The sequence below is a fragment of the Butyricimonas muris genome (assembly GCF_046365375.1).
GTDB classification, from domain to species: Bacteria; Bacteroidota; Bacteroidia; order Bacteroidales; family Marinifilaceae; genus Butyricimonas; species Butyricimonas muris.
In genome coordinates this window covers 1-18,747 of record NZ_JBKEIT010000016.1, presented here as the reverse complement: position 1 = coordinate 18,747, position 18,747 = coordinate 1, and the positions used below count along the sequence as shown (strand labels likewise).

13 protein-coding genes are annotated in these 18,747 nt (G+C 45.1%); 12 read left to right on the top strand and 1 reads right to left on the bottom strand.

Annotated features, from left to right (window positions below; all coding sequences use genetic code 11):
* Window positions 1–46 precede the first annotated feature (46 nt).
* The 9 genes from ACK8P8_RS20935 (at window position 47) to ACK8P8_RS20895 (ending at window position 15,706) form a co-directional block, all read left to right on the top strand.
* Window positions 47–511, top strand: a complete 465-nt coding sequence (locus ACK8P8_RS20935) for a hypothetical protein (protein WP_099290372.1) — start codon at window positions 47–49, stop codon at window positions 509–511.
* A 533-nt stretch (window positions 512–1,044) separates the two neighbouring features.
* Window positions 1,045–1,623 carry an RNA polymerase sigma factor gene (locus ACK8P8_RS20930; RefSeq protein WP_410026273.1) on the top strand — a complete coding sequence of 193 codons (579 nt, stop codon included), beginning with the start codon at window positions 1,045–1,047 and terminating at the stop codon, window positions 1,621–1,623.
* 203 nt (window positions 1,624–1,826) lie between these two features.
* The gene (locus ACK8P8_RS20925) at window positions 1,827–3,005 is read left to right on the top strand and encodes a FecR family protein (protein ID WP_410026272.1); all 1,179 of its coding nucleotides are present in this window, start codon (window positions 1,827–1,829) and stop codon (window positions 3,003–3,005) included.
* A gap of 70 nt (window positions 3,006–3,075) precedes the next feature.
* Window positions 3,076–6,468: a SusC/RagA family TonB-linked outer membrane protein gene (locus tag ACK8P8_RS20920; protein ID WP_444860997.1), complete on the top strand. Its 3,393-nt coding sequence runs from the start codon at window positions 3,076–3,078 to the stop codon at window positions 6,466–6,468.
* Between the two features lie 11 nt (window positions 6,469–6,479).
* Complete coding sequence (locus tag ACK8P8_RS20915) at window positions 6,480–7,958, top strand: RagB/SusD family nutrient uptake outer membrane protein (RefSeq protein WP_227215287.1); 1,479 nt, start codon at window positions 6,480–6,482, stop codon at window positions 7,956–7,958.
* 13 nt (window positions 7,959–7,971) lie between these two features.
* The gene (locus ACK8P8_RS20910) at window positions 7,972–8,652 is read left to right on the top strand and encodes a DUF4843 domain-containing protein (RefSeq protein ID WP_227215286.1); all 681 of its coding nucleotides are present in this window, start codon (window positions 7,972–7,974) and stop codon (window positions 8,650–8,652) included.
* A 20-nt stretch (window positions 8,653–8,672) separates the two neighbouring features.
* Window positions 8,673–10,217 carry a PKD-like family lipoprotein gene (locus ACK8P8_RS20905; protein WP_410026271.1) on the top strand — a complete coding sequence of 515 codons (1,545 nt, stop codon included), beginning with the start codon at window positions 8,673–8,675 and terminating at the stop codon, window positions 10,215–10,217.
* A 240-nt stretch (window positions 10,218–10,457) separates the two neighbouring features.
* A complete protein-coding gene (locus tag ACK8P8_RS20900) occupies window positions 10,458–13,070 on the top strand; it encodes a zinc-dependent metalloprotease (RefSeq protein ID WP_410026270.1) in 2,613 nt (870 codons plus the stop codon).
* Window positions 13,071–13,087: 17 nt separating this feature from the next.
* Window positions 13,088–15,706, top strand: a complete 2,619-nt coding sequence (locus tag ACK8P8_RS20895) for a zinc-dependent metalloprotease (RefSeq protein ID WP_410026269.1) — start codon at window positions 13,088–13,090, stop codon at window positions 15,704–15,706.
* Between the two features lie 67 nt (window positions 15,707–15,773).
* Here ACK8P8_RS20895 and lolA1 read toward each other — a convergent pair whose 3' ends face one another.
* Window positions 15,774–16,409, bottom strand: a complete 636-nt coding sequence (lolA1, locus tag ACK8P8_RS20890) for an outer membrane lipoprotein periplasmic chaperone LolA1 (RefSeq protein WP_410026268.1) — start codon at window positions 16,407–16,409, stop codon at window positions 15,774–15,776.
* An 87-nt stretch (window positions 16,410–16,496) separates the two neighbouring features.
* On the opposite strand from lolA1, the gene ACK8P8_RS20885 reads away from it, so the two are divergent.
* From ACK8P8_RS20885 to ACK8P8_RS20875, 3 genes are all read left to right on the top strand, one after another.
* On the top strand, window positions 16,497–17,363 hold the full coding sequence (locus ACK8P8_RS20885) for a DMT family transporter (protein WP_099290383.1): 867 nt from the start codon (window positions 16,497–16,499) through the stop codon (window positions 17,361–17,363).
* A 90-nt stretch (window positions 17,364–17,453) separates the two neighbouring features.
* Window positions 17,454–18,236 carry a diadenylate cyclase CdaA gene (cdaA, locus tag ACK8P8_RS20880; protein WP_099290384.1) on the top strand — a complete coding sequence of 261 codons (783 nt, stop codon included), beginning with the start codon at window positions 17,454–17,456 and terminating at the stop codon, window positions 18,234–18,236.
* Between the two features lie 261 nt (window positions 18,237–18,497).
* Entirely contained in the window at window positions 18,498–18,707 is a 210-nt protein-coding gene (locus ACK8P8_RS20875) for a hypothetical protein (protein ID WP_410026267.1), read from the top strand.
* Window positions 18,708–18,747 lie beyond the last annotated feature (40 nt).

Genomic DNA, 18,747 nt, shown 5'->3' with positions numbered 1-18,747 from the left:
TCGAGCGCTAAAAATAGAAACTTTTAGACGAAAAACCATCAGGATTATGAAATTTATAGGACAACTTATTCTCGTTTTGTTTGTTACCGCCGGGATGGCAGGTGTTGTATCAGCGGGAGCCAAGGACAAAAAAGATCACGGGGCAGCCGTTGCCGGAACGTACGACGGGAAGGCATACATCGAGATCATGCAGCGGGAATTGCCGTTGAAATTGGAATTGAAACGGATACACCGCGATAGCGTGATCGTCGAGGTGACGGACTTCGTGCTTCCCACGGGACAGAAGTTCAGCTATCGTTCCGCGGGAGTGTCCGTGAAACCGGAAGTGAAAGACGGCAAAACGGTGTACAAGTTGAACATTTCTTTTACCTATAATTATAATAGTATGCCGATGCGTGTAACCGCCACGGGAACGATCACCGACGGGGAACTGAATTCAACGGTGAAAGCGGTTATCATGGACGCCATGGAAACGAAAGTAACCTATAAAGCGAAGTGTACGACAAAGTAGTAAAAAGGCATGCGTACTGGATTTAGGGGATACGGCTAATGATACATCAGGAGGAAAAGATAATTCGTTACTTGAAAGAAAAAAACGCGGAATACGTGAAGATGATATTTGATAATTAAGTATTGTGCTTGTTCGCTTTGCGTTTCGTGCATTCCAAGGGTACGAAAGTTCGTTTCGTGAGTATCTCGACAGATAAAGACAAAGCGAAATGGGAAGAAACTGTGAAGGGCGAGAAATTAGGTGGGATATAACTTCACACGGGAGGTGATGAAGCGTTCACGAGTGCTTTCTGCGTGAAAGGGATTCCTCATTTCATCTTGATTGACCCAGAAGGAAGGATTCTTGAAGCGAACATGAGCCGTCCCTCCGAATCGAAGACGGTTGAGTATTTGAGCATGTACGCTGAACCCGAGGAATAGTTTTTCGTGTATTATATAGTGTGTGTTAAGGGTATTTCTAGTAAAAAGAAATATCCTTTATTTGTGAAATAAAAATTTAATAATATATTTGTATTACTATTGGAATGGATATACATGGTAAGTGACAGACAGATTATCGAATTACTAAAGGCGGGAAAACGTGAAGGCATGGGAGCCTTGTTTGACCGCTATTATAAACCGTTGGTCGTGTTTGCTGACGGGTTGTTGCATGATTTGTCTGCGGCGGAGGATGTTGTCCAAGAACAATTGGTGAAACTATGGGAAGAAGCTCTTTACGAGCGGATACATGAACGGGCATTGAGTACTTTTCTTTTCACTATGGTTAAAAATACTTGTACCAATCAGTTGCTTCGGCGGGGTATAAAGACTGAACTGCTTGCTTTGCCTCATTATCAGATAGCTCAGGAGGAAGCCCATGAACTTGATCCTGAGGTCATCCGTGTGGTTCGGAAAGCGTTGGATACTTTGCCGGAGAAGACTCGTGGCGTGGTGGAGTGCGTCATGCTGAGGGGACGTATGTATAAAGAAGCGGCGGAGGAATTGGGTGTGTCGGTCAATACTGTGAAAACACTATTAAAAGTTGGGTTAAAAGAATTGCGTATATTATTGAAAGAGCAACGGGAAATGATATTTTTATTTATTTCTCGTTTAAATAAGGTTTTTTCCCGTTAGTATTACAATGTCGGAAAGAAATCACCCAATATTATCATTAATTGCTATAGAACAAGTATTTACATTACAAAAGATATGTGAGATAAATGACTATAAATTTATTTTACATGGGGAAAATGTCATTTTAGTGAAAAAAAGTATGTTTTTATTCACCCATGAAAGTAAAAATCTTGTTTAACTAATAAATATAAACAAGAAAGTGCATGAAGATGGTTGATGATATATTCCAAGATATTCAGGCTTGCTGGGGTGGAAACGCCACGGATGAGCAGGTGAAGCGGGTGCGGGAATGGATGGAAGCGGGCGTGGAGAATCGGCAGGAATACGAGCGTTTGTCTCGGCTTTATTACCGGTTGGGGTACACGAGGCGTTGGGATGAAATTGATGAACAAACAGAGAGGAGTCGTTTGATGGGGCGTTTGTCAAAGTTGAGAATGCGGCGAATGGGGCGTTACATTTGGAATGGAGTTGCGGTAGCTTGTGTGGTGGTTGGTGTGACGGTTTTCTTGTGGACAAGGGAAACTACTCCGATAAAATTGCCTTCTTTGAATTTGGCGAAGGTGCTGTCCGGTAGTTCCAAGGCGACGTTGGTGCTGGATGACGGACGGATGATCCCGTTGACGGCGGATACTTCTTTTCGGATACAGGTCGCGGGGGCGATGGTGAAAGAAGATCTAGTTGCGGGATTAAAATATGAGATTTCGGATAGTTTGAGAGAAGTGTTGAAGCGTCAGCCCGTTGGGTATAATAAATTGGTTGTTCCTCGTGGTGGGGAATACATCATGACTCTTGCCGACGGTACACGGGTGTGGTTGAATGCTGAAACGGAGATGAAATACCCGGTTGTTTTCGGGAAAGATACGCGGGAGGTTTACGTGAAAGGTGAGGCTTATTTCGAGGTGGCAAAGGATACTGCGTGTCCTTTTATCGTGTACGCTTCGGGTGTGGCAACCCGGGTGTTGGGAACTTCTTTTAACGTGATGGCTTATGAGGGGGAAGAGCGGGTGGAGGTTACTCTTGTGACCGGAAAAGTCGAGGTTGAGAATGTGGATGGTAAATGTTCTTTAGCTTCCGGGTGGCAGGCGGTAGTCGAACAGGGAACGCACCGGATTACCCGAAGGGAAGTAAATGTGGCGGCATATACCTCGTGGCGGAACGGGTTGTTTGATTTCAGGGAAATGACGTTGGAAGAGTTGGTCATGAAGTTGAGTCGTTGGTATGACGTGGATTTCGTTTTCGAGAATGATGATGCACGGGACAAACGTTTCACGGGAGCCGTGAAGAGAAATAACACTCTGGAATTTATGCTTCATTTTATAGAGAAAACTTCAAACGTGTACTTTAAGGTGGATAAAGGAATAATTCGAATTTACGAGAAATAAAAAAAAGACCGTCAGGTGTTCGTACCACCTTTCGGTCTGAATCAAGTTTGGTAACTTAAAAAACAAATGTATGAAAAAAAATCCATTAATGGGGTTCGTTTTGTGGAAAAACGAACGCTGGAAATTATTTTTGGTTATGCGATTAGTTATTGTATTTCTGTTTTGTTTCATGTTAGGAGGGTATGCTAACAGCAATGCGCAATACCGTCTGAACGTGAAAATGGGGGAAACGACTTTTGACGAGTTGTTTCAGGAGATTCGTAAGCAAACCGGTTGCATCGTGATGTATAACAGTGATGTGCTGGATAAGAACGCTAAGGTTGAGGCGAATTTTGGGGGAATCGAATTGACCGAGTTGTTGAATAAGGTACTAACCGGCAAGGGATTGACTTTCGAGATCAACAAGGAGTTCGTGATTTTGATGAAAGTCCCACAGAAAACCGAGGAACAGAAGAGAATCACGATCACCGGAATCGTGAAAGATAAACGGGGTGATCGGTTGACTGGGGTTACGGTGTTGGTCAAGGGAACGTCTATCGGGGTGGTGACGGATACGTTGGGAAAATACAAGATCACCCTGCCCGAACGCAAAGATCTCGTGTTGGTGTATTCCTTTATCGGTATGCAGAGCCAGGAGGTGAAGATAACCGACCAAAGGGAGGTAAACGTGGTACTGGAAGAAGAGAAGGTGAACTTGGAGGATGTCGTGGTAACGGGGTATGCCACGGTGAAAAAATCCAGCTTTACCGGTAATTCGGTGAAAGTGAATAAGGAAGATTTATTGAAGGTAGCTTCCAGTAATGTCGTGGATGTTTTGCAGGTGTTCGACCCTTCCTTGCGAATCATGCGTAATAACGAGATGGGGTCAGACCCGAACACATTGCCGGAGTTTTATATCCGCGGGCGTTCCGGTATCGGTGTAATGGAGTTGGATAAGGGTGATGTGTCGAAGTCGGCTTTGTCGAATAACCCGAATGCTCCTGTGTTTATCATGGACGGTTTCGAGGTGACGATCGAGAAAGTGTATGACCTAGACCCGAATCGTATCGAGAGTATCACGATATTGAAAGATGCGGCTGCCACGGCGATGTATGGCTCACGGGGAGCGAACGGGGTGATCGTGATCGAAACAATAGCACCTAAAGCGGGAAGACTGCAAGTGGATTATAGTTTCAACGGGGCGTTGACGGTTCCCGACTTGTCGGACTATAACCTGATGAATGCTTCGGAGAAACTGGAAGCCGAGCGTTTGGCGGGGTTATTCGAGAGCGATGATGTGGATAAATATTATACGCTACAAAGCGAGTATCTCACGAAGTTGAACAACGTGCTGAAAGGTGTGGATACCGATTGGATTTCGCAACCCTTGCGCAACGAGGTTAACCACAAGCATAGCCTCTACGTGGTGGGAGGAAACGAGAATATTCGTTTCGGCGTAGACCTGAGGTATGATAATCAGAACGGGGTGATGAAGGGGTCCGTGAGAAACCGGAAAGGAGCGGGGCTTTCGTTGGATTACCGGATAGGCGGTTTTCAGATCCGGAATTATATCACTTATGATGTGGTGAAGGCGAAAAATTCTCCTTACGGGGTGTTCAGCGATTACACGAAGAAATTGCCGTATGATCCAATGAAGGACGAGAATGGCAATTGGTTGAAATCAACTAAGTTTTGGCATTCCGCCGCACAGAATTATGACAATCCGTTGTATGAAGCTGAATTATTGAAGAGTTTTGACAAGAACGGGTATGACGAGTTGACGAATAATTTTAGTCTGAATTGGTATGGGGATAGCGGTTTGCAGGTGAAGGGACAGTTCTCCGTGACCAAACGGGATTACTGGACGAAAACTTTTGTTGACCCGTTGTCGGCTAAATTCGGTGACGAGAGCGAAACGTTGAGGGGATCGCTGACCGAAACGACCACGAAAGAATTGTCGATGAACTTGAATCTATTGCTTACTTACGTGAAGACAATCGATAAGCATAGTATGAATCTGACTTTGGGATTGAACACGGTGGAGAATAAGCATAGCTATTTCAGTGCTTCCTATCTGGGTTTCCCCTCGGGTACGTTGAACACACCGAGTTATGCGGAACAAATCGTGACGAAACCCGGCGTATCGGACAATCATACCCGTTTGTTCGGTTCGTTCGCCACGTTGAATTACACCTATAATAATGTTTATCTTCTCGATGCCTCTTTTCGTTTGGATGGTTCTTCCGAGTTCGGTACGGACAAAAAATACGCACCTTTCTATTCTATTGGGGTGGGTATGAACATTCATAATTACGAATTCATGAAGAATCAAAATATCGTGAGCCAGCTACGCCTGACGGCAACTCACGGGCAATTGGGAAAGACGAACTTCCCTCCATATGCAGCCAAACATACTTACAGGATTTCTGATAACTACTATATCACGGGTAACGGGATTTATCTCTATTACATGGGAAATGACAAGTTGAAATGGGAGAAGACGATCTCTAACGAGGTGAAGATGGATTTGGGATTTGTCAATGATGCTATTTTGTTGAAAGCAGCGTGGTATGACAAGAAGACGGTCGACTTGATTACCGACGTGACCTTACCGGCTTCTACCGGGTTTATCGTGTACAAGGATAATTTGGGTGAGGTGAGGAACCGGGGGATAGAACTTGATGTGAAGGCGGTTCTGTACAGGAGTAAAGACGTGTACGTTTCGGTATTCGGTAATTTGGCGCACAATAAGAACAAGATCCTAAAAATTTCCGAGTCGCTGAAAGCCTATAATGATCGGGTAGACCAGAAATATGAAGGGTATGACGAGAGTGTATTCAGCCAACAAGATCCGCAGTATAGTAAACCGTTTATGAAATACGTGGAGGGTGGTTCTTTGACTTCTATTTTCGGGATGAAGTCTTTCGGCATCAACCCGAGTGACGGGCAGGAACTTTACGTGAAACGGGATGGGACGGTGACTTCGGAATGGGAGTCGCGGGAACAAGTGATTCTTGGTGACACGGAGGCGGATGCGCAGGGGGCTTTCGGGCTGAATGTACAATATAAATCGTTCTCTTTATTTACCTCTTTTCTCTACGAATTCGGGGGACAGGCATACAATTCCACACTAGTGGAGAAAGTGGAAAATGTGGATATTTACAATATGAATGCAGACAAACGCGTGTTGACCGAGCGCTGGCAGAAGCCGGGAGATGTGACTCGTCTGAAGGCGATTCAGGATCGTGCGTTGACTACTCGTCCAACTTCCCGTTTCGTGCAAAACTATAACGTGTTGAACTTTAATTCACTGACAGTACAATATGATTTCAACACGTCGCTGGTTAGCAAGATCGGGCTTAGTATGTTGCGTTTGTCATTCAACATGAAGGATATTGCTAACTTTTCCAGCGTGAAACAGGAGCGTGGATTGAGTTATCCCTACGCGAGGACGTTTAACTTTACCTTAAATGCAAGTTTTTAAAATAGGTGATTATGAAAAAAGTAAGTTATATATTATGGACATTACTGTTGGCAGCGTTATTGTCGGGCTGTAACAAGTGGTTGGATATCGAGCCGGAAAATCAAGCAAATGATAATAAAGTCTTCAAGGATTACGTGGGATTTCGCAATGCTTTGAACGGGATATACGAGATGTTGTCACAGCAGGAATTGTACGGGCGGGAGATGACATGGGGGTTCGTGAGTGCTTTGGCTCAGACGTATGACGACACAGATTTGCAGAAGTCTTATCCGGGATTGGAAACTTATAACTATGGAATGGAAAAGAACAAGTCTGTGATTTCCACGATATGGTCGAAAAGTTATAACGCAATTGCGAATTGTAACAAGTTGATTGCGGAGATTGAACCGAAAGATTCCACTTTTTTCCCAAACGGGAGGATTGAAAAAAACATGATTCTCGGGGAAGCTCTGGCATTACGTGGATTCCTTCATTTCGATATGTTACGATTGTTTGCTCCCGCACCTTCTACCGGGGATGATGGGGCGTATATCCCTTATTTCAAGGTATATCCATCGAAGTACGAGGAAAAGAAGAAAACAAGCGAAATATTGGCATTGGCGGAGGCTGATCTGAAACAAGCCCAACACTTGGTGGCGGAACTCGACACGCTGAAGAATGCGCTTGCCATGAGGGGAACGGTACGGTTCAGTCTTTCCACTTCTGCTAGTATTGTAGACCGGTTCTTCGGGTATCGGGGATGCCGTATGAATTATCTTGCGGTGACGGGAGTGTTGGCTCGCCTTTATATGTATGGCGGGAAAACGACGGATGCGATTCGGGAAGCCTCTATTGTCTACCGTTTTGCCACGCAAAAGAGTTTTGTTGCGTTCACGGATAGTTGGTATTTCTTCGCTCCGTACACGTACACGAAGTCTTGGGATGACATTCTTTTCGCGTTCCACGATCCTGAATTGATTGATAAGGTAGCAAAGTTCCGTTTGGGTGTGGGGCCCAAGATGTTGTTGAAAGGGGTGGATGCCATGTACGATGACAGGCAGGATGGCGACGATTATCGTAAGGGATTGATCGTGAGTGGTGACGGGGGACAGATCTCGCAAAAATGGCTCGATGTGGGTGTGATAGCCGATTATGCCCGGCAGTATCCGTTGATCCCGGTGATACGGTTGAGCGAAATGTGTTATATTTTAAGTGAAGCGTATCTGGAAAATAACGATAAAACGAATGCCATCTCCATGTTGAATTACGTGAGGGGCAAGCGGGGTGCCAAACGGCAGATTGCTGCGGACGTGAACGAGGAGAACAGTGAGGCTTTCAAGGCTAGAATCCGGACGGATTTGATGTGGGAGGGAATGAAAGAATACTTGACCGAGGGACAAACTTTCTTTATGTTCAAGCGGATGAACAGCCCGATATTGAACGGTGCGCAAGTGATCGAGATGGGAGGGAAATTTGTACTCCCGTTGCCGGAGAATGAAGATATACATTAAAATCATGAGGAATATGAAAAATATTATACTATACCTGAGCATACTTTTCTTTTTCACAGCTTGTGATCGGGAGGATATTCCGACTTATGAAGCGGAGAACTATGTGCAATTCGTGTCGGCTTACTCCGATTCGGTAGAGATCTCTTTCTTTTTTTACCCGGGACAATTGAGTTTGGATATTCCTTTGGAACTTAAATTGTTGGGGCAGTTGCTGCCGGAAGAATCCGATTTCAGGATAGAGGTCGTGAAAGAAGCGACTACTGCCGCTCCGGAGTACTATACTTTGCCAGAAAACCTAGTGTTTGTTAAAAACAGCGTGTATGATGAGAAAAAGTTAGTCATACATCATCCCGGGGATCAGAATCTGCGTTTGGTGGTGGAAATCAAGGGCGGAAGTCGTTTGCTTCCGGGACAGACGATCTATACGAGGAAAGTGATTCGTTTTTCCAACGAGGTATCTCGTCCGAAATGGTGGGATCAGGCGGTGGAAGAATCTTTCCTAGGTCCGTATACAAGGACTAAATTCGAGAAACTGATAGAGGTGACCGGTGTGGGGGATTGGACGGATCTTACGGCAGACCAGCGGTTGTCACAAGCTCGTAAATTGTTATATCATTTGCGGGAAATGGAAACGGCGGGAACACCCGTGAAGGACGAAAACCAGTTGAATATGACCGTCACTGTGATGGGATAGTAACTTAAAATAGCAATGCGATGAAAAAGATATATATATTTATAGTGCTGTTGACGATGGTGGGATTGTATTCTTGCCTGGACGATAAAGGTAATTACGATTACAAGGAATCACGTAAGATCACGATTTCCCTACCAACCCAAACAGTGTACCTGGGTGATGAGGTGACGTTTTCCCCGGCCATTCGTTACGAGGAAGGTGCCGATACGCTGGATTATTCTTTTGAATGGAAGTTGGACAAAAAGACAGTGTCGAAAGAGAGAGAGTTGAAGGTAATAGCGGAGAAGATCGGGGGGAGTAAGTTTCAGCTTATCGTGACGGATGATCGCAGCGGCGAAACATACACGCAGATTACCACAATGACCGTCAATTCTCGGTTCCGATCGGGATTTGCCGTGTTGTACGAGAAGAACGGCAAATCGTGTATCGCGCATATAAATCACAAAGAACCGGTGGATGCCGACACGGAATTTACCACGTATTACGAGTTGTACAAGGAAATGAACGGGGAAGACCTTGGCGAGAAACCCGTGAAGATGATAGAACATTTTTATTTCGGAGGTTCTCCCGGTGAGATTCTGGTTATCCAGCGCGGAGGACAGGGAACGGTGGAAATCGACGGGAATAGCATGAAGAAAGCCATGTTGACTCGGGACGAGTTTCTTGACGGCAAAGCTCCTGAAAATTTGGACGTGAAGACGGTTTCCTACCCGCAGTACACGAACGTGTTGTTGAATGGTGACGGGAAAATTTACACCCGCTTTTTCCGGGATCCTAATAAAACGGGATTCCACTCGGCGGCTTATAATAGCGATCCGGTAGTATTGCCCGGGAAGCCGGACTACAAGATTGCGGCGATTATCGAATCGGCATGGCAATACGCCAAACATATATTGCTATATGACGAACTGAACGGTAGGATGATTCACTTGCACTGTAATTATTACAACAACACGGAAGATTATAACGTGCTATGGAGTGAGTCAGACTACCCGAAAGGTTTCGTGCCCTTGCACGACATGGGTGACATGAAACTGGTGTACGGTTCATCGTTCAGCAACCAGTATCAAGGAAGTTGCCAGCATATGTTGCTGTTGAAAAATGATGCGGGCGACTATGTTTACCAAACTTTCACGGTTCCTTCCCCGATTTATCCGGAGGATAGGGGAAAAGTAACCATCAGTTCCAGTGACGGTGTTTTCGGTTTCACGGGAGGGCAATACATCACGGAAAAGAGTAAATTTTGGTTATTGAAGAGTTACGCCGGGCGTTATTTGTTTTTCACGGGAGGTGCTAATAATGATAAACTTTATTACCATGACCGTAGTACCGGGGCGGTAAAGGTGTACGCCGATTTTGAAGGTCGTCCGATAGCAGCCCTCCATCCGATAAAAAATAATCAGCAGATGGGATTGGGCATGGAAGATGGGGAGTTTCTATTGTATGACGTGACGGACGCCACGTTCATATCCGGACAGCCTAAATTGATTAAAAGTATTACCGGATTCGGTGACCGTATCGTGGATGTGATCTATCGTTACGGTGCTAGCAGTTGGGATATGTAAAATAATGGAAAACTTACTAATTTTAGATTTAGAGATTTTAAATTGAATGATTGGACTACCCCCTCTAACTCCTCCTTGCACAGGGGGAGGAGAAGTTAGTCTTTGTTTTCAGGAATCCTTGCGTTATGCCTCTTCCCCTGTGTAAGGGGGAGTCGGAGGGGGCTGTCTAATCTGAAATTTGAAATCGGTAAGTTTCCCATTTTCAATTGTTTTGTATTGTAAAGAACTAAAATGAAGTGTATGAGAAGAAAATTATTTTTCTGTGTGATTATGATGTTGCTTGTGCCCTTGACGATGATGGCAAGAAAGAAAAAGACAACATCCGAGAATAAAGAAGTTAAAAAAGAAACGGCTTACGAGAAGTTGCTAAAAGGCAAGGTGTGCGAGACGAAAGAGGGGATGATTACCTTGCACAAGATTGATGGAAAGGTGTATTTTGAGGTCCCTTTGTCGCTATTGGGAAAAGAGATGCTTATCGGGTCCACGATAACTGCTATTACTGATAATAATTTCGGTAGTGTGGGAGAGAAGCCCAAGAACCCGTTGCATGTGACCTTCATGAAAACGGATTCCGTCGTTAGTCTGTGCGAGTTGTCTGCGGGGTATTATACGCCGGATGCGAAGATTGCTAAACGCTTGGAGGAAAGCCATCGCCCGGCTATCATACAGGTATTTCCGGTGAAGGCGTACTCGGCGGATAGTAGCGCCGTGGTGATCGACATGACGGATTATCTGCTTAGCGACGAGGAACGGTTGAATCCATTTTCCTATTGGGCACCTGCGACAGCTTATCCCCGGCAGCTGCAAAAAGTATTTCAGAAGAATAATTCACAGATCGAGGGAGTGAAGGCTTTTGATGACAATATAAGCGTGCAGTCGGCATTGACCTATACGGTGTCGGTAAAAGATCAGGTACGATATTATTATAATCAAATGCCTTTTACTGTTGTGATGACCCGGAGTTTTATTTTATTGCCAGAGGAAAAGATGCGTCCTCGTTTGGCCGATCCCCGGATTTCGATTTTCTATCAGGAGAAAATGGAGTTTGACACCCGGAACCGGGGAATGGAGGGGCGTTATTATGCGCAGAGATGGCGTTTGGAACCGATAGATGAGGTGGCTTATCGGCAAGGGAAACTCGTGGATGTGAAAGAGCCGATCGTTTTTTATGTGGACGACGCCTTTCCCGAGAACTGGAAACAAGCGATAAAAGAAGGGGTGGAAGTGTGGCAGGATGCTTTCGAGAAGATCGGCTTGAAAAACGCTATCGTGGCAAAAGATTTCCCGAAAGATGAACCGGGCTTCGATCCCGATAATCTGAAATATTCCTGCATCCGTTATTCCCCCTCGTGGATCGCGAACGCAATGGGACCCTCATGGACAGACCCTAGAACCGGGGAGATTATCAACGCTTCCGTGTATCTGTATCATAACCTCGTGAAATTGGTGCAGGATTGGCGTTTTATTCATACGGCAGCGGCAGATCCGGACGTCCGGCGTAAAGTGCTTGATCCGGAAACATTGCACGATTGCATCCGGTACGTTGTTTCGCACGAGGTAGGGCATTGCCTGAGTTTCATGCACAATATGTCGGCATCGGCGGCGATCCCGGTTGATTCGCTGCGTTCCCCTTCTTTTACGCGAGAGTACGGGACTACTTATTCTATCATGGACTATGCCCGTAACAATTACGTGGCTCAACCCGGTGACAAGGAGCGGGGTGTACGTCTGACTCCGCCTCGCCTCGGGGTGTACGATTATTACACGATAAAGTGGTTGTACACCCCGCTTTTGGATGCACGGTCTTCGGAAGAGGAAGTGCCCACGCTTGATCGTTGGATCAGCGAGAAAGCGGGTGACCCGGTTTATCGTTACGGGATGCAGCAATTCAGCGGGCGACTGGACCCGAGTTCGTTCGAGGAAGATTTGGGGGATGATGCCATGAAAGCGGCAACATACGGAATAAAAAATCTGAAATACATTTTGGCAAACCTGAATGAATGGGTGGCGGCGGAAGATAAGGATTATTCGTTTCGTCAAAATATATACAACGAATTGATATACCAGTATTTTCGTTATCTGAATCACGTCATATACAATATTGGCGGGATATATATCAATCAACGTTATGACGGTGATCCCCTGCCGTTTTACGAACCTGTTTCCCGGGATAAGCAGGAAAGGGCATTACGTTTTATGTTGGCACAACTGAAGGATATGGATTGGCTGGATGCTCCGGGAATGCAAAAGACTTTACCCTTGATGAAAAACATCTCGGGTGATCTGGAAGATGCTATATTTCAAGGCGTGATGTCACGAGTCGGCGCTTTATTCCTGTGTATGGAGAAAACAGATCGGGATCATTATACTCCCGGAATGTACATGAATCAGATATTTGATTTTGTTTTCGCGCCGACAAGACAGGGAAAATCCTTGACAGGAACGGATATGCGTTTGCAAACCAAGTACCTGTCCCATCTGATTACGGGTTCTAAAGTTACCGTCAAAGGTATGGGGGGACAGTCCATGGCATTCGCGAACGGTCTGGCTTTGGAAGTACCCGAGTATATAAAAGAGAAAAGTCGGGAGGTATATGGTATCTTACCGGAGAGTAGTGTGGGAATCTTCACCAATCGGGAGATGTTTGGGGAAATTCCGTTGCCGGAAAAAATTCAAGGATTCGGGTCGGCTTACACAACGGGACCTATGCAGGCTTCCATGGAGGCAATTTATTTCGATATACTGAAGAAAGCCCGTGCTTTGCTGAAAAGCAAAATGAACACGGGGGCGGAAGAAACCCGTGTGCATTATAAATTGTTGATTCATAAACTGGATCAGGCTTTGGAATCATAAATTTTAAGTTGTATAGCATGAGAAAAATAGCTTATATATTGTGCTTGCTGCCTATTCTTGTGGGGGTGATGGAGGAGCTTTATGCGGGGGAACGAAAGAAAAAAGAAAAGGTACAGGTGAAAGAAGAAGTAAAGTCCGAATATCAAAAATTCTTCGAGAATAAAGGTGCGGAAACGGTGGAGGGATTGATGGTTGTTCATAAAATGAATGGCAAAGTGTACGTGGAATTTCCGCTTCGCCTCTTGAACCGAGAGATGTTGTTGGCATCGTCTATTGCGGACATCAGCGATAACGGGGAGGGGGTAGTCGGGCAGTTTGCGGCAGCCCCCCAGACCGTGGTGTTTACCCGTAACGGGGACGTGATAAATGCCCGGATGATTAAAGTAGCGAAAGTGGAGAATCTGCAAGAGTGGGAGCCCGTAAAGAAAGCAATTGAACAATCTGCTATGCCGGGTATCACGCATAGTTTTAAAATAGAGGTTTTTACACCGGATAGTAGTGCTGTTGTCTTGGACATGACCCCGTTCTTTATGGAGCATACCGTGTACACGAATCCTTTTTCTTCCTATGCGGCAAACTCGAAATGGGGTTTTGTTTACCGTGATCATAAATATCGCCCGGAGAGGGGAATGGTGCGGGGAGTCAAGGCAAATAACAATAGTATTGCTGTTACCTGTCAATTGGGGTATGACGTGGATTATATTATCATTGGGATGTTCTTGGGCTCCCGGGATCTGAAGGTTTCTGCCACGATTGATAAGATGTTATTTCTGTTGCCGGAAGAACCGATGATGCCTCGTCTGGCTGATTCCCGCATGGGGGTAAGTTTTATACCAAGGGTAAGTTTTGAAGACGGGCAGCAAGGATTACAGCCGTTGTACCTGACCAAGCGTTGGCGTCTGGAACCGGATGACAGGAACAAGTACGCTAAAGGCGAACTCGTTTCCCCAAAGAAACCGATCGTGTTTTATATCGATTCACTTATGCCAGATAAATGGAAAAAATATATTCGGGAAGGTGTGGAAGAATGGAATAAGGCTTTCGAACGGATCGGGTTTAGAAATGCCGTTCAAGCGAAAGAATTTCCGAAAGATTCAGCCTTCGATGCGCTGGATATAAATCATTCCGTGATTCGATATGCACCCACTTCTTCATGGATGTATAGTCCGCAGAATTCCATGCATATCGATATACGCACGGGGGAGATATTGAATGCCTCTATTTATATGCACCACAATATATTAAGTACTTTTTACAGGCTTCGAGTCATTGCCACGATGGCAACCGATCCCGAAGTACGGTCAAAGGAACTGCCTGCTCATGTTATGGGAGAGATGATCCGGAATTACATCACCCGAGAAGTGGGTGTTTGTCTGGGGTTAGCCAATAATTATAAAGCATCGTCGGCCTACCCGGTGGATTCTTTGCGTTCGGCATCGTTTACCCGGAAACACGGGTTAAGCCCTTCGGTTATGGATGATGTGCCGTGTAATTATATCGCCCAGCCGGCTGACGTGCGTGATGGAGTGTGTCTGACTCAAAAAGGGATTGGCGAATATGATTATTTCTTGATTAAATGGTTATATCAGCCGATCATGGATGCCAAAACATCACGGGACGAATGTGTGACTTTGGATCGCTGGGTGAAAGAATCTCGTGAGAATCCTTATTGCCGCTTCGGGCGTGCCCCGTTTGTCATTGCGGACGTTGATCCCGGCATTCTTCAAGGGGATTTGGGGGATGATCAGGTGAAAGCCATGAAGTATAAGATAGCGAATCTGAAAATCGCTTACGCTAATTTCGACAAATGGTTCGCGGAAGATGACAGGAATCTTGATTTGCGTAGTTATCTGTACAACTTGTTGTCCGTTAGTCTTTCTGGGCAAGGCTTGAAGAGTTTGGGTGCGTATATCGGGGGATTTTACGTGAACGAGGCGATGGCAGACGAGAACCTTCCCGCCTATAGGGTTGTGCCTAAGGCTAAACAGCAGGAAGTGATCCGTTTCTTGTTGGAGCAGGCGAAAGACTTGTCATGGATAGAGCGAAAGGATTTTATACGTCAGATTCCGATGCGGTCGCCACAAGTGAATGAGGTGCGGGTTGATATCATAAATACATTATTCTCCCGGCTTAATATGGTTGCCTTGAGCGCAGAAAAGTCGAAAGAAGGCTATCGCCCGGAAGAATACATGGATGAGTTGTATAAGATCGTGTGGGAAGGAACACTGAAAAAACGCCCGTTGGATAAGATGGAGCGTGATTTGCAGATAGTGTTCCTTGCTTCGGTGATGGCGACTTCAACGGTGGCGGATGCACCCTCCGTGCTTGATCCGTCAGCAAAAGCAGGGGCGCTGGTGGCTATCGACGGGGAAAGATTGAACCGTATGTTGGACGAAAGGAAAGAGATTATGTCCCCGGGGGCTTTCGATAAAGATGGGGCGCAAGCTCCCGTGGAGGGCTTTTATGCGCAATATGGTTTTACTGCCAAACCTTATCCACAGGGACATCTGTTCTATCGGATGTTATTGAAAATAGAAACTTTATTGAAAGAATCCGTGGTTTCCAGTTCCGGGGATACCCGCTTGCATTATGAGTACTTGCTCTACAAGATTAAAAGCTCAAAGAAATTCCGATAATGTGTATTTATTTCGTGTTTTAGAGTAAAAAGAGCTGGCAGATATTTGCCAGCTCTTTTTTACTATTTTATCGCAAGTCAATTACTTCTACTTCTGGGTGGGCTTCCTTATCGAATCGGAAGAATTTCACGTCAAGCTCCATGTCCGGTTTTTTCAAGCTCTTTATCGTGATGATTACATCGTTGCCGTCTTTCCCGAAGGAGGTAACCTTTTCCACCATATTCGTTTTGGTGTTGATCCATACGCCTATTTTGGTAATCTGTTTGTGTTCCTTTTTCGGGGTTAATTCGATATAGGCTGTTCCGTCTTTCTCCTCGACGAGTTTCTGGTTGAATTTCTGGTTGTGAATGTCGAAAAGGATAGAGGGATTCAACATTTCTTCCTCGTTATCATCGGGGTTTTTGATGTTTACTTCTTCCTGTTCCGGCATATAAGTGTAGATCACTTCTCCGTCAAAATAATTGATCACGTCCATGACATCAATCCGGTACATTTTGTCCTTCATGTACGCCTTCCCGTGATGCGTTTCCTTGATATCTTCCTCTTTATTGATCATCGAGAGCTCGAAAACGACTTCCACCGCGGGGTATGACTTGATGTGTTCTACTGTCTTGTCGAGAATCGTTTTCGCTTTTCCGTCTGTCTGCGCGGACGCGTATATGCCGGAGAGGGCAAGGAGCATAAGTGTTAATATGTACTTCATACTATTCATATTTTCGTGTGTTATTAATTGTCTCGCGAATATATAGAAAAAAATGCTACCTTCGTGCCGCTTTTTGAAAAACAGGAGATGGATAAGATAAAAGGGATCATATTCGCGGCATTATCCGCGGCTACTTTCGGCTTAATTCCGTTGTACGCCAATCAGGCGATAATCGACGGGGTGAACAATGAAACTATATTGGTGTATCGTTACGGGATAGCGGGTATAATCTATGCTATTTATTTACTTCTCCGGCGTGTGAACATGAGATTGTCCCGCGCAGAGATAAAAGAGGTTATTCTGGCGGGAGTCGGAGGTTACGGGATAACGGCATTTTTTCTGATGTGGTCTTATCATTATATGCCCACGGGAGTGGCGACAGCGATACATTTCTTTTATCCCGTGGTAGTGGCTATCCTTATGATGATCTTTTACAAGGAGCGACTTTCTCTCGAGGTGAGAGCGGGTATCGTGTTGGCGATATGCGGAGTCTATCTTTTATCGTGGGCGCCGGGAGAGGTGAAGTGGTGGGGATTGTTTTTCGTCCTTATGTCCACGGTAACATACGGTTGTTACATCACGGCGTTGAACCGTCCCGTGCTCAAGGCAATTAATCCGGACGTGTTGACTTGCTACGTGTTATTATTCACGGCTATTTTTTACGTGGCGGTGGCTCTTCCGCAGGGGAAGCTTGAGTTTGTGACTCGCCCTCGTTTTTTGTTGGACATGGCACAGTTGGCAATATTCAGCACGATCGTATCCGCCCGTCTACTTGTTGCCGCGGTGAAGCTGATCGGCTCTGTTCCCAGTTCCGTGCTTGGAACTTTGGAACCGATTACGGCGATAGTCGTGGGGGTGATTTATTTCAAAGAAGAATTAACTTACGTGAATTATATCGGCTTGTTTATCGTGATTGCTGCCGTCCTTGTTGTTGTCTGTCGGATGAAAAAGTGAGAACAGGAGAAACTTTATGAACTCGAGTGATGGTTTCTTTTGTATTTTGGTTAAATTTGCCGATGAAATTGACTTTTTAAGAATATAGATATGTTTTTTCATCTGAGTTTATCTGACATAGCCGATATATTACTAGTCGCTTTTATATTTTATCAGGTGTATAAACTGGTGAAAGGTACTGTCGCTATAAATATATTTGCCGGAATTTTTACATTTTACGTGGCTTGGTTACTGGTAAAGGCCTTGAACATGGAATTAATGTCCGATATTTTGGGACAATTCATCGGGATGGGAGTGATCGCCTTGCTTATCGTGTTTCAGCAAGAAGTACGGCGTTTCCTGCTTTTGATAGGTAGTAAGTATAATTTGCAGAATATATTTAATTTCGAAAGACTCTTTTCCAAACCTTCGATCAAGGACGAGGTGGCGGAGGCTATTGTACGGGCTTGTGACTATTTCGCGAAGACCAAAACCGGAGCATTGATCGTGTTATCCCAAAATTCGGAGTTATTTAATTATGCCCAGACAGGGGTATTGCTTCGTTCTATCGTGACGGAGGAATTGCTTGAAAACATCTTCTTTAAAAACTCCCCGTTGCATGATGGGGCTGTTATCATTGCCGATAATAAAATACTTGCCGCGAGATGTATTCTTCCCGTGTCTGATAATAATAATATCCCGGGTAGCTTGGGGCTGCGTCATCGTGCCGCTATCGGGATGAGTGCCGCCACGGATGCCCATATCGTGGTGGTCAGCGAGGAAACGGGAAATATTACATTCGTTAAAGACGGGCATTTTAAAGTCCGAATAACTCCACAGGAGTTAAATAGCTTCCTGCATAATGATTTCACGGGATTTGTCGTGAATAAATGACTTTTTCACGGGGGATATCCGGTGTAGTTCCGTTAATCATCTCGATCATTAACCTGTCACGTTCCTAACATGGTCGTTTCAAAGACGCCCGTGAACGTCTTTGAAACGTCTTTGTATCGAAGGTGAAACGTCTTTGATCCCTTATTACACCCTTATCTCATCGAGTATCCCCCGGGGGTTCCTTGGGTATATTCTTTTCAACGTGCTGCCTTCTAGTTGTTTGTGAAAAAGTTGAAAAATAATGGTGAAAAAATTTGGATAATGGAGACACGTTCGCTTATCTTTGCACCCGCTTTCAAGAGAGAGGGCAGACAAAAAGGTGCTGAAAAAAGGGAGGTTGGAACACTTCGAAAAAAAGTTGAAAAAAACTTTGAAAAAGATTTGGAAGTGGAGAGAAAAAGGTTTTATCTTTGCACCCGCTTTCGCTTCAAAAAAGGGGCGATAGGAAACGATAGAAGAAGAGTTCTTTAAGATATTGAAATGAACAACGTAGCGAGCGTGAATCGAGCCG

Coding starts and splice junctions, on each gene's coding strand:
- ACK8P8_RS20935 (WP_099290372.1), top strand. CDS start 47: ATGAAATTTATAGGACAACTTATTCTCGTTTTGTTTGTTACCGCCGGG.
- ACK8P8_RS20930 (WP_410026273.1), top strand. CDS start 1,045: ATGGTAAGTGACAGACAGATTATCGAATTACTAAAGGCGGGAAAACGT.
- ACK8P8_RS20925 (WP_410026272.1), top strand. CDS start 1,827: ATGAAGATGGTTGATGATATATTCCAAGATATTCAGGCTTGCTGGGGT.
- ACK8P8_RS20920 (WP_444860997.1), top strand. CDS start 3,076: ATGAAAAAAAATCCATTAATGGGGTTCGTTTTGTGGAAAAACGAACGC.
- ACK8P8_RS20915 (WP_227215287.1), top strand. CDS start 6,480: ATGAAAAAAGTAAGTTATATATTATGGACATTACTGTTGGCAGCGTTA.
- ACK8P8_RS20910 (WP_227215286.1), top strand. CDS start 7,972: ATGAAAAATATTATACTATACCTGAGCATACTTTTCTTTTTCACAGCT.
- ACK8P8_RS20905 (WP_410026271.1), top strand. CDS start 8,673: ATGAAAAAGATATATATATTTATAGTGCTGTTGACGATGGTGGGATTG.
- ACK8P8_RS20900 (WP_410026270.1), top strand. CDS start 10,458: ATGAGAAGAAAATTATTTTTCTGTGTGATTATGATGTTGCTTGTGCCC.
- ACK8P8_RS20895 (WP_410026269.1), top strand. CDS start 13,088: ATGAGAAAAATAGCTTATATATTGTGCTTGCTGCCTATTCTTGTGGGG.
- lolA1 (WP_410026268.1), bottom strand. CDS start 16,409: ATGAAGTACATATTAACACTTATGCTCCTTGCCCTCTCCGGCATATAC.
- ACK8P8_RS20885 (WP_099290383.1), top strand. CDS start 16,497: ATGGATAAGATAAAAGGGATCATATTCGCGGCATTATCCGCGGCTACT.
- cdaA (WP_099290384.1), top strand. CDS start 17,454: ATGTTTTTTCATCTGAGTTTATCTGACATAGCCGATATATTACTAGTC.
- ACK8P8_RS20875 (WP_410026267.1), top strand. CDS start 18,498: ATGGAGACACGTTCGCTTATCTTTGCACCCGCTTTCAAGAGAGAGGGC.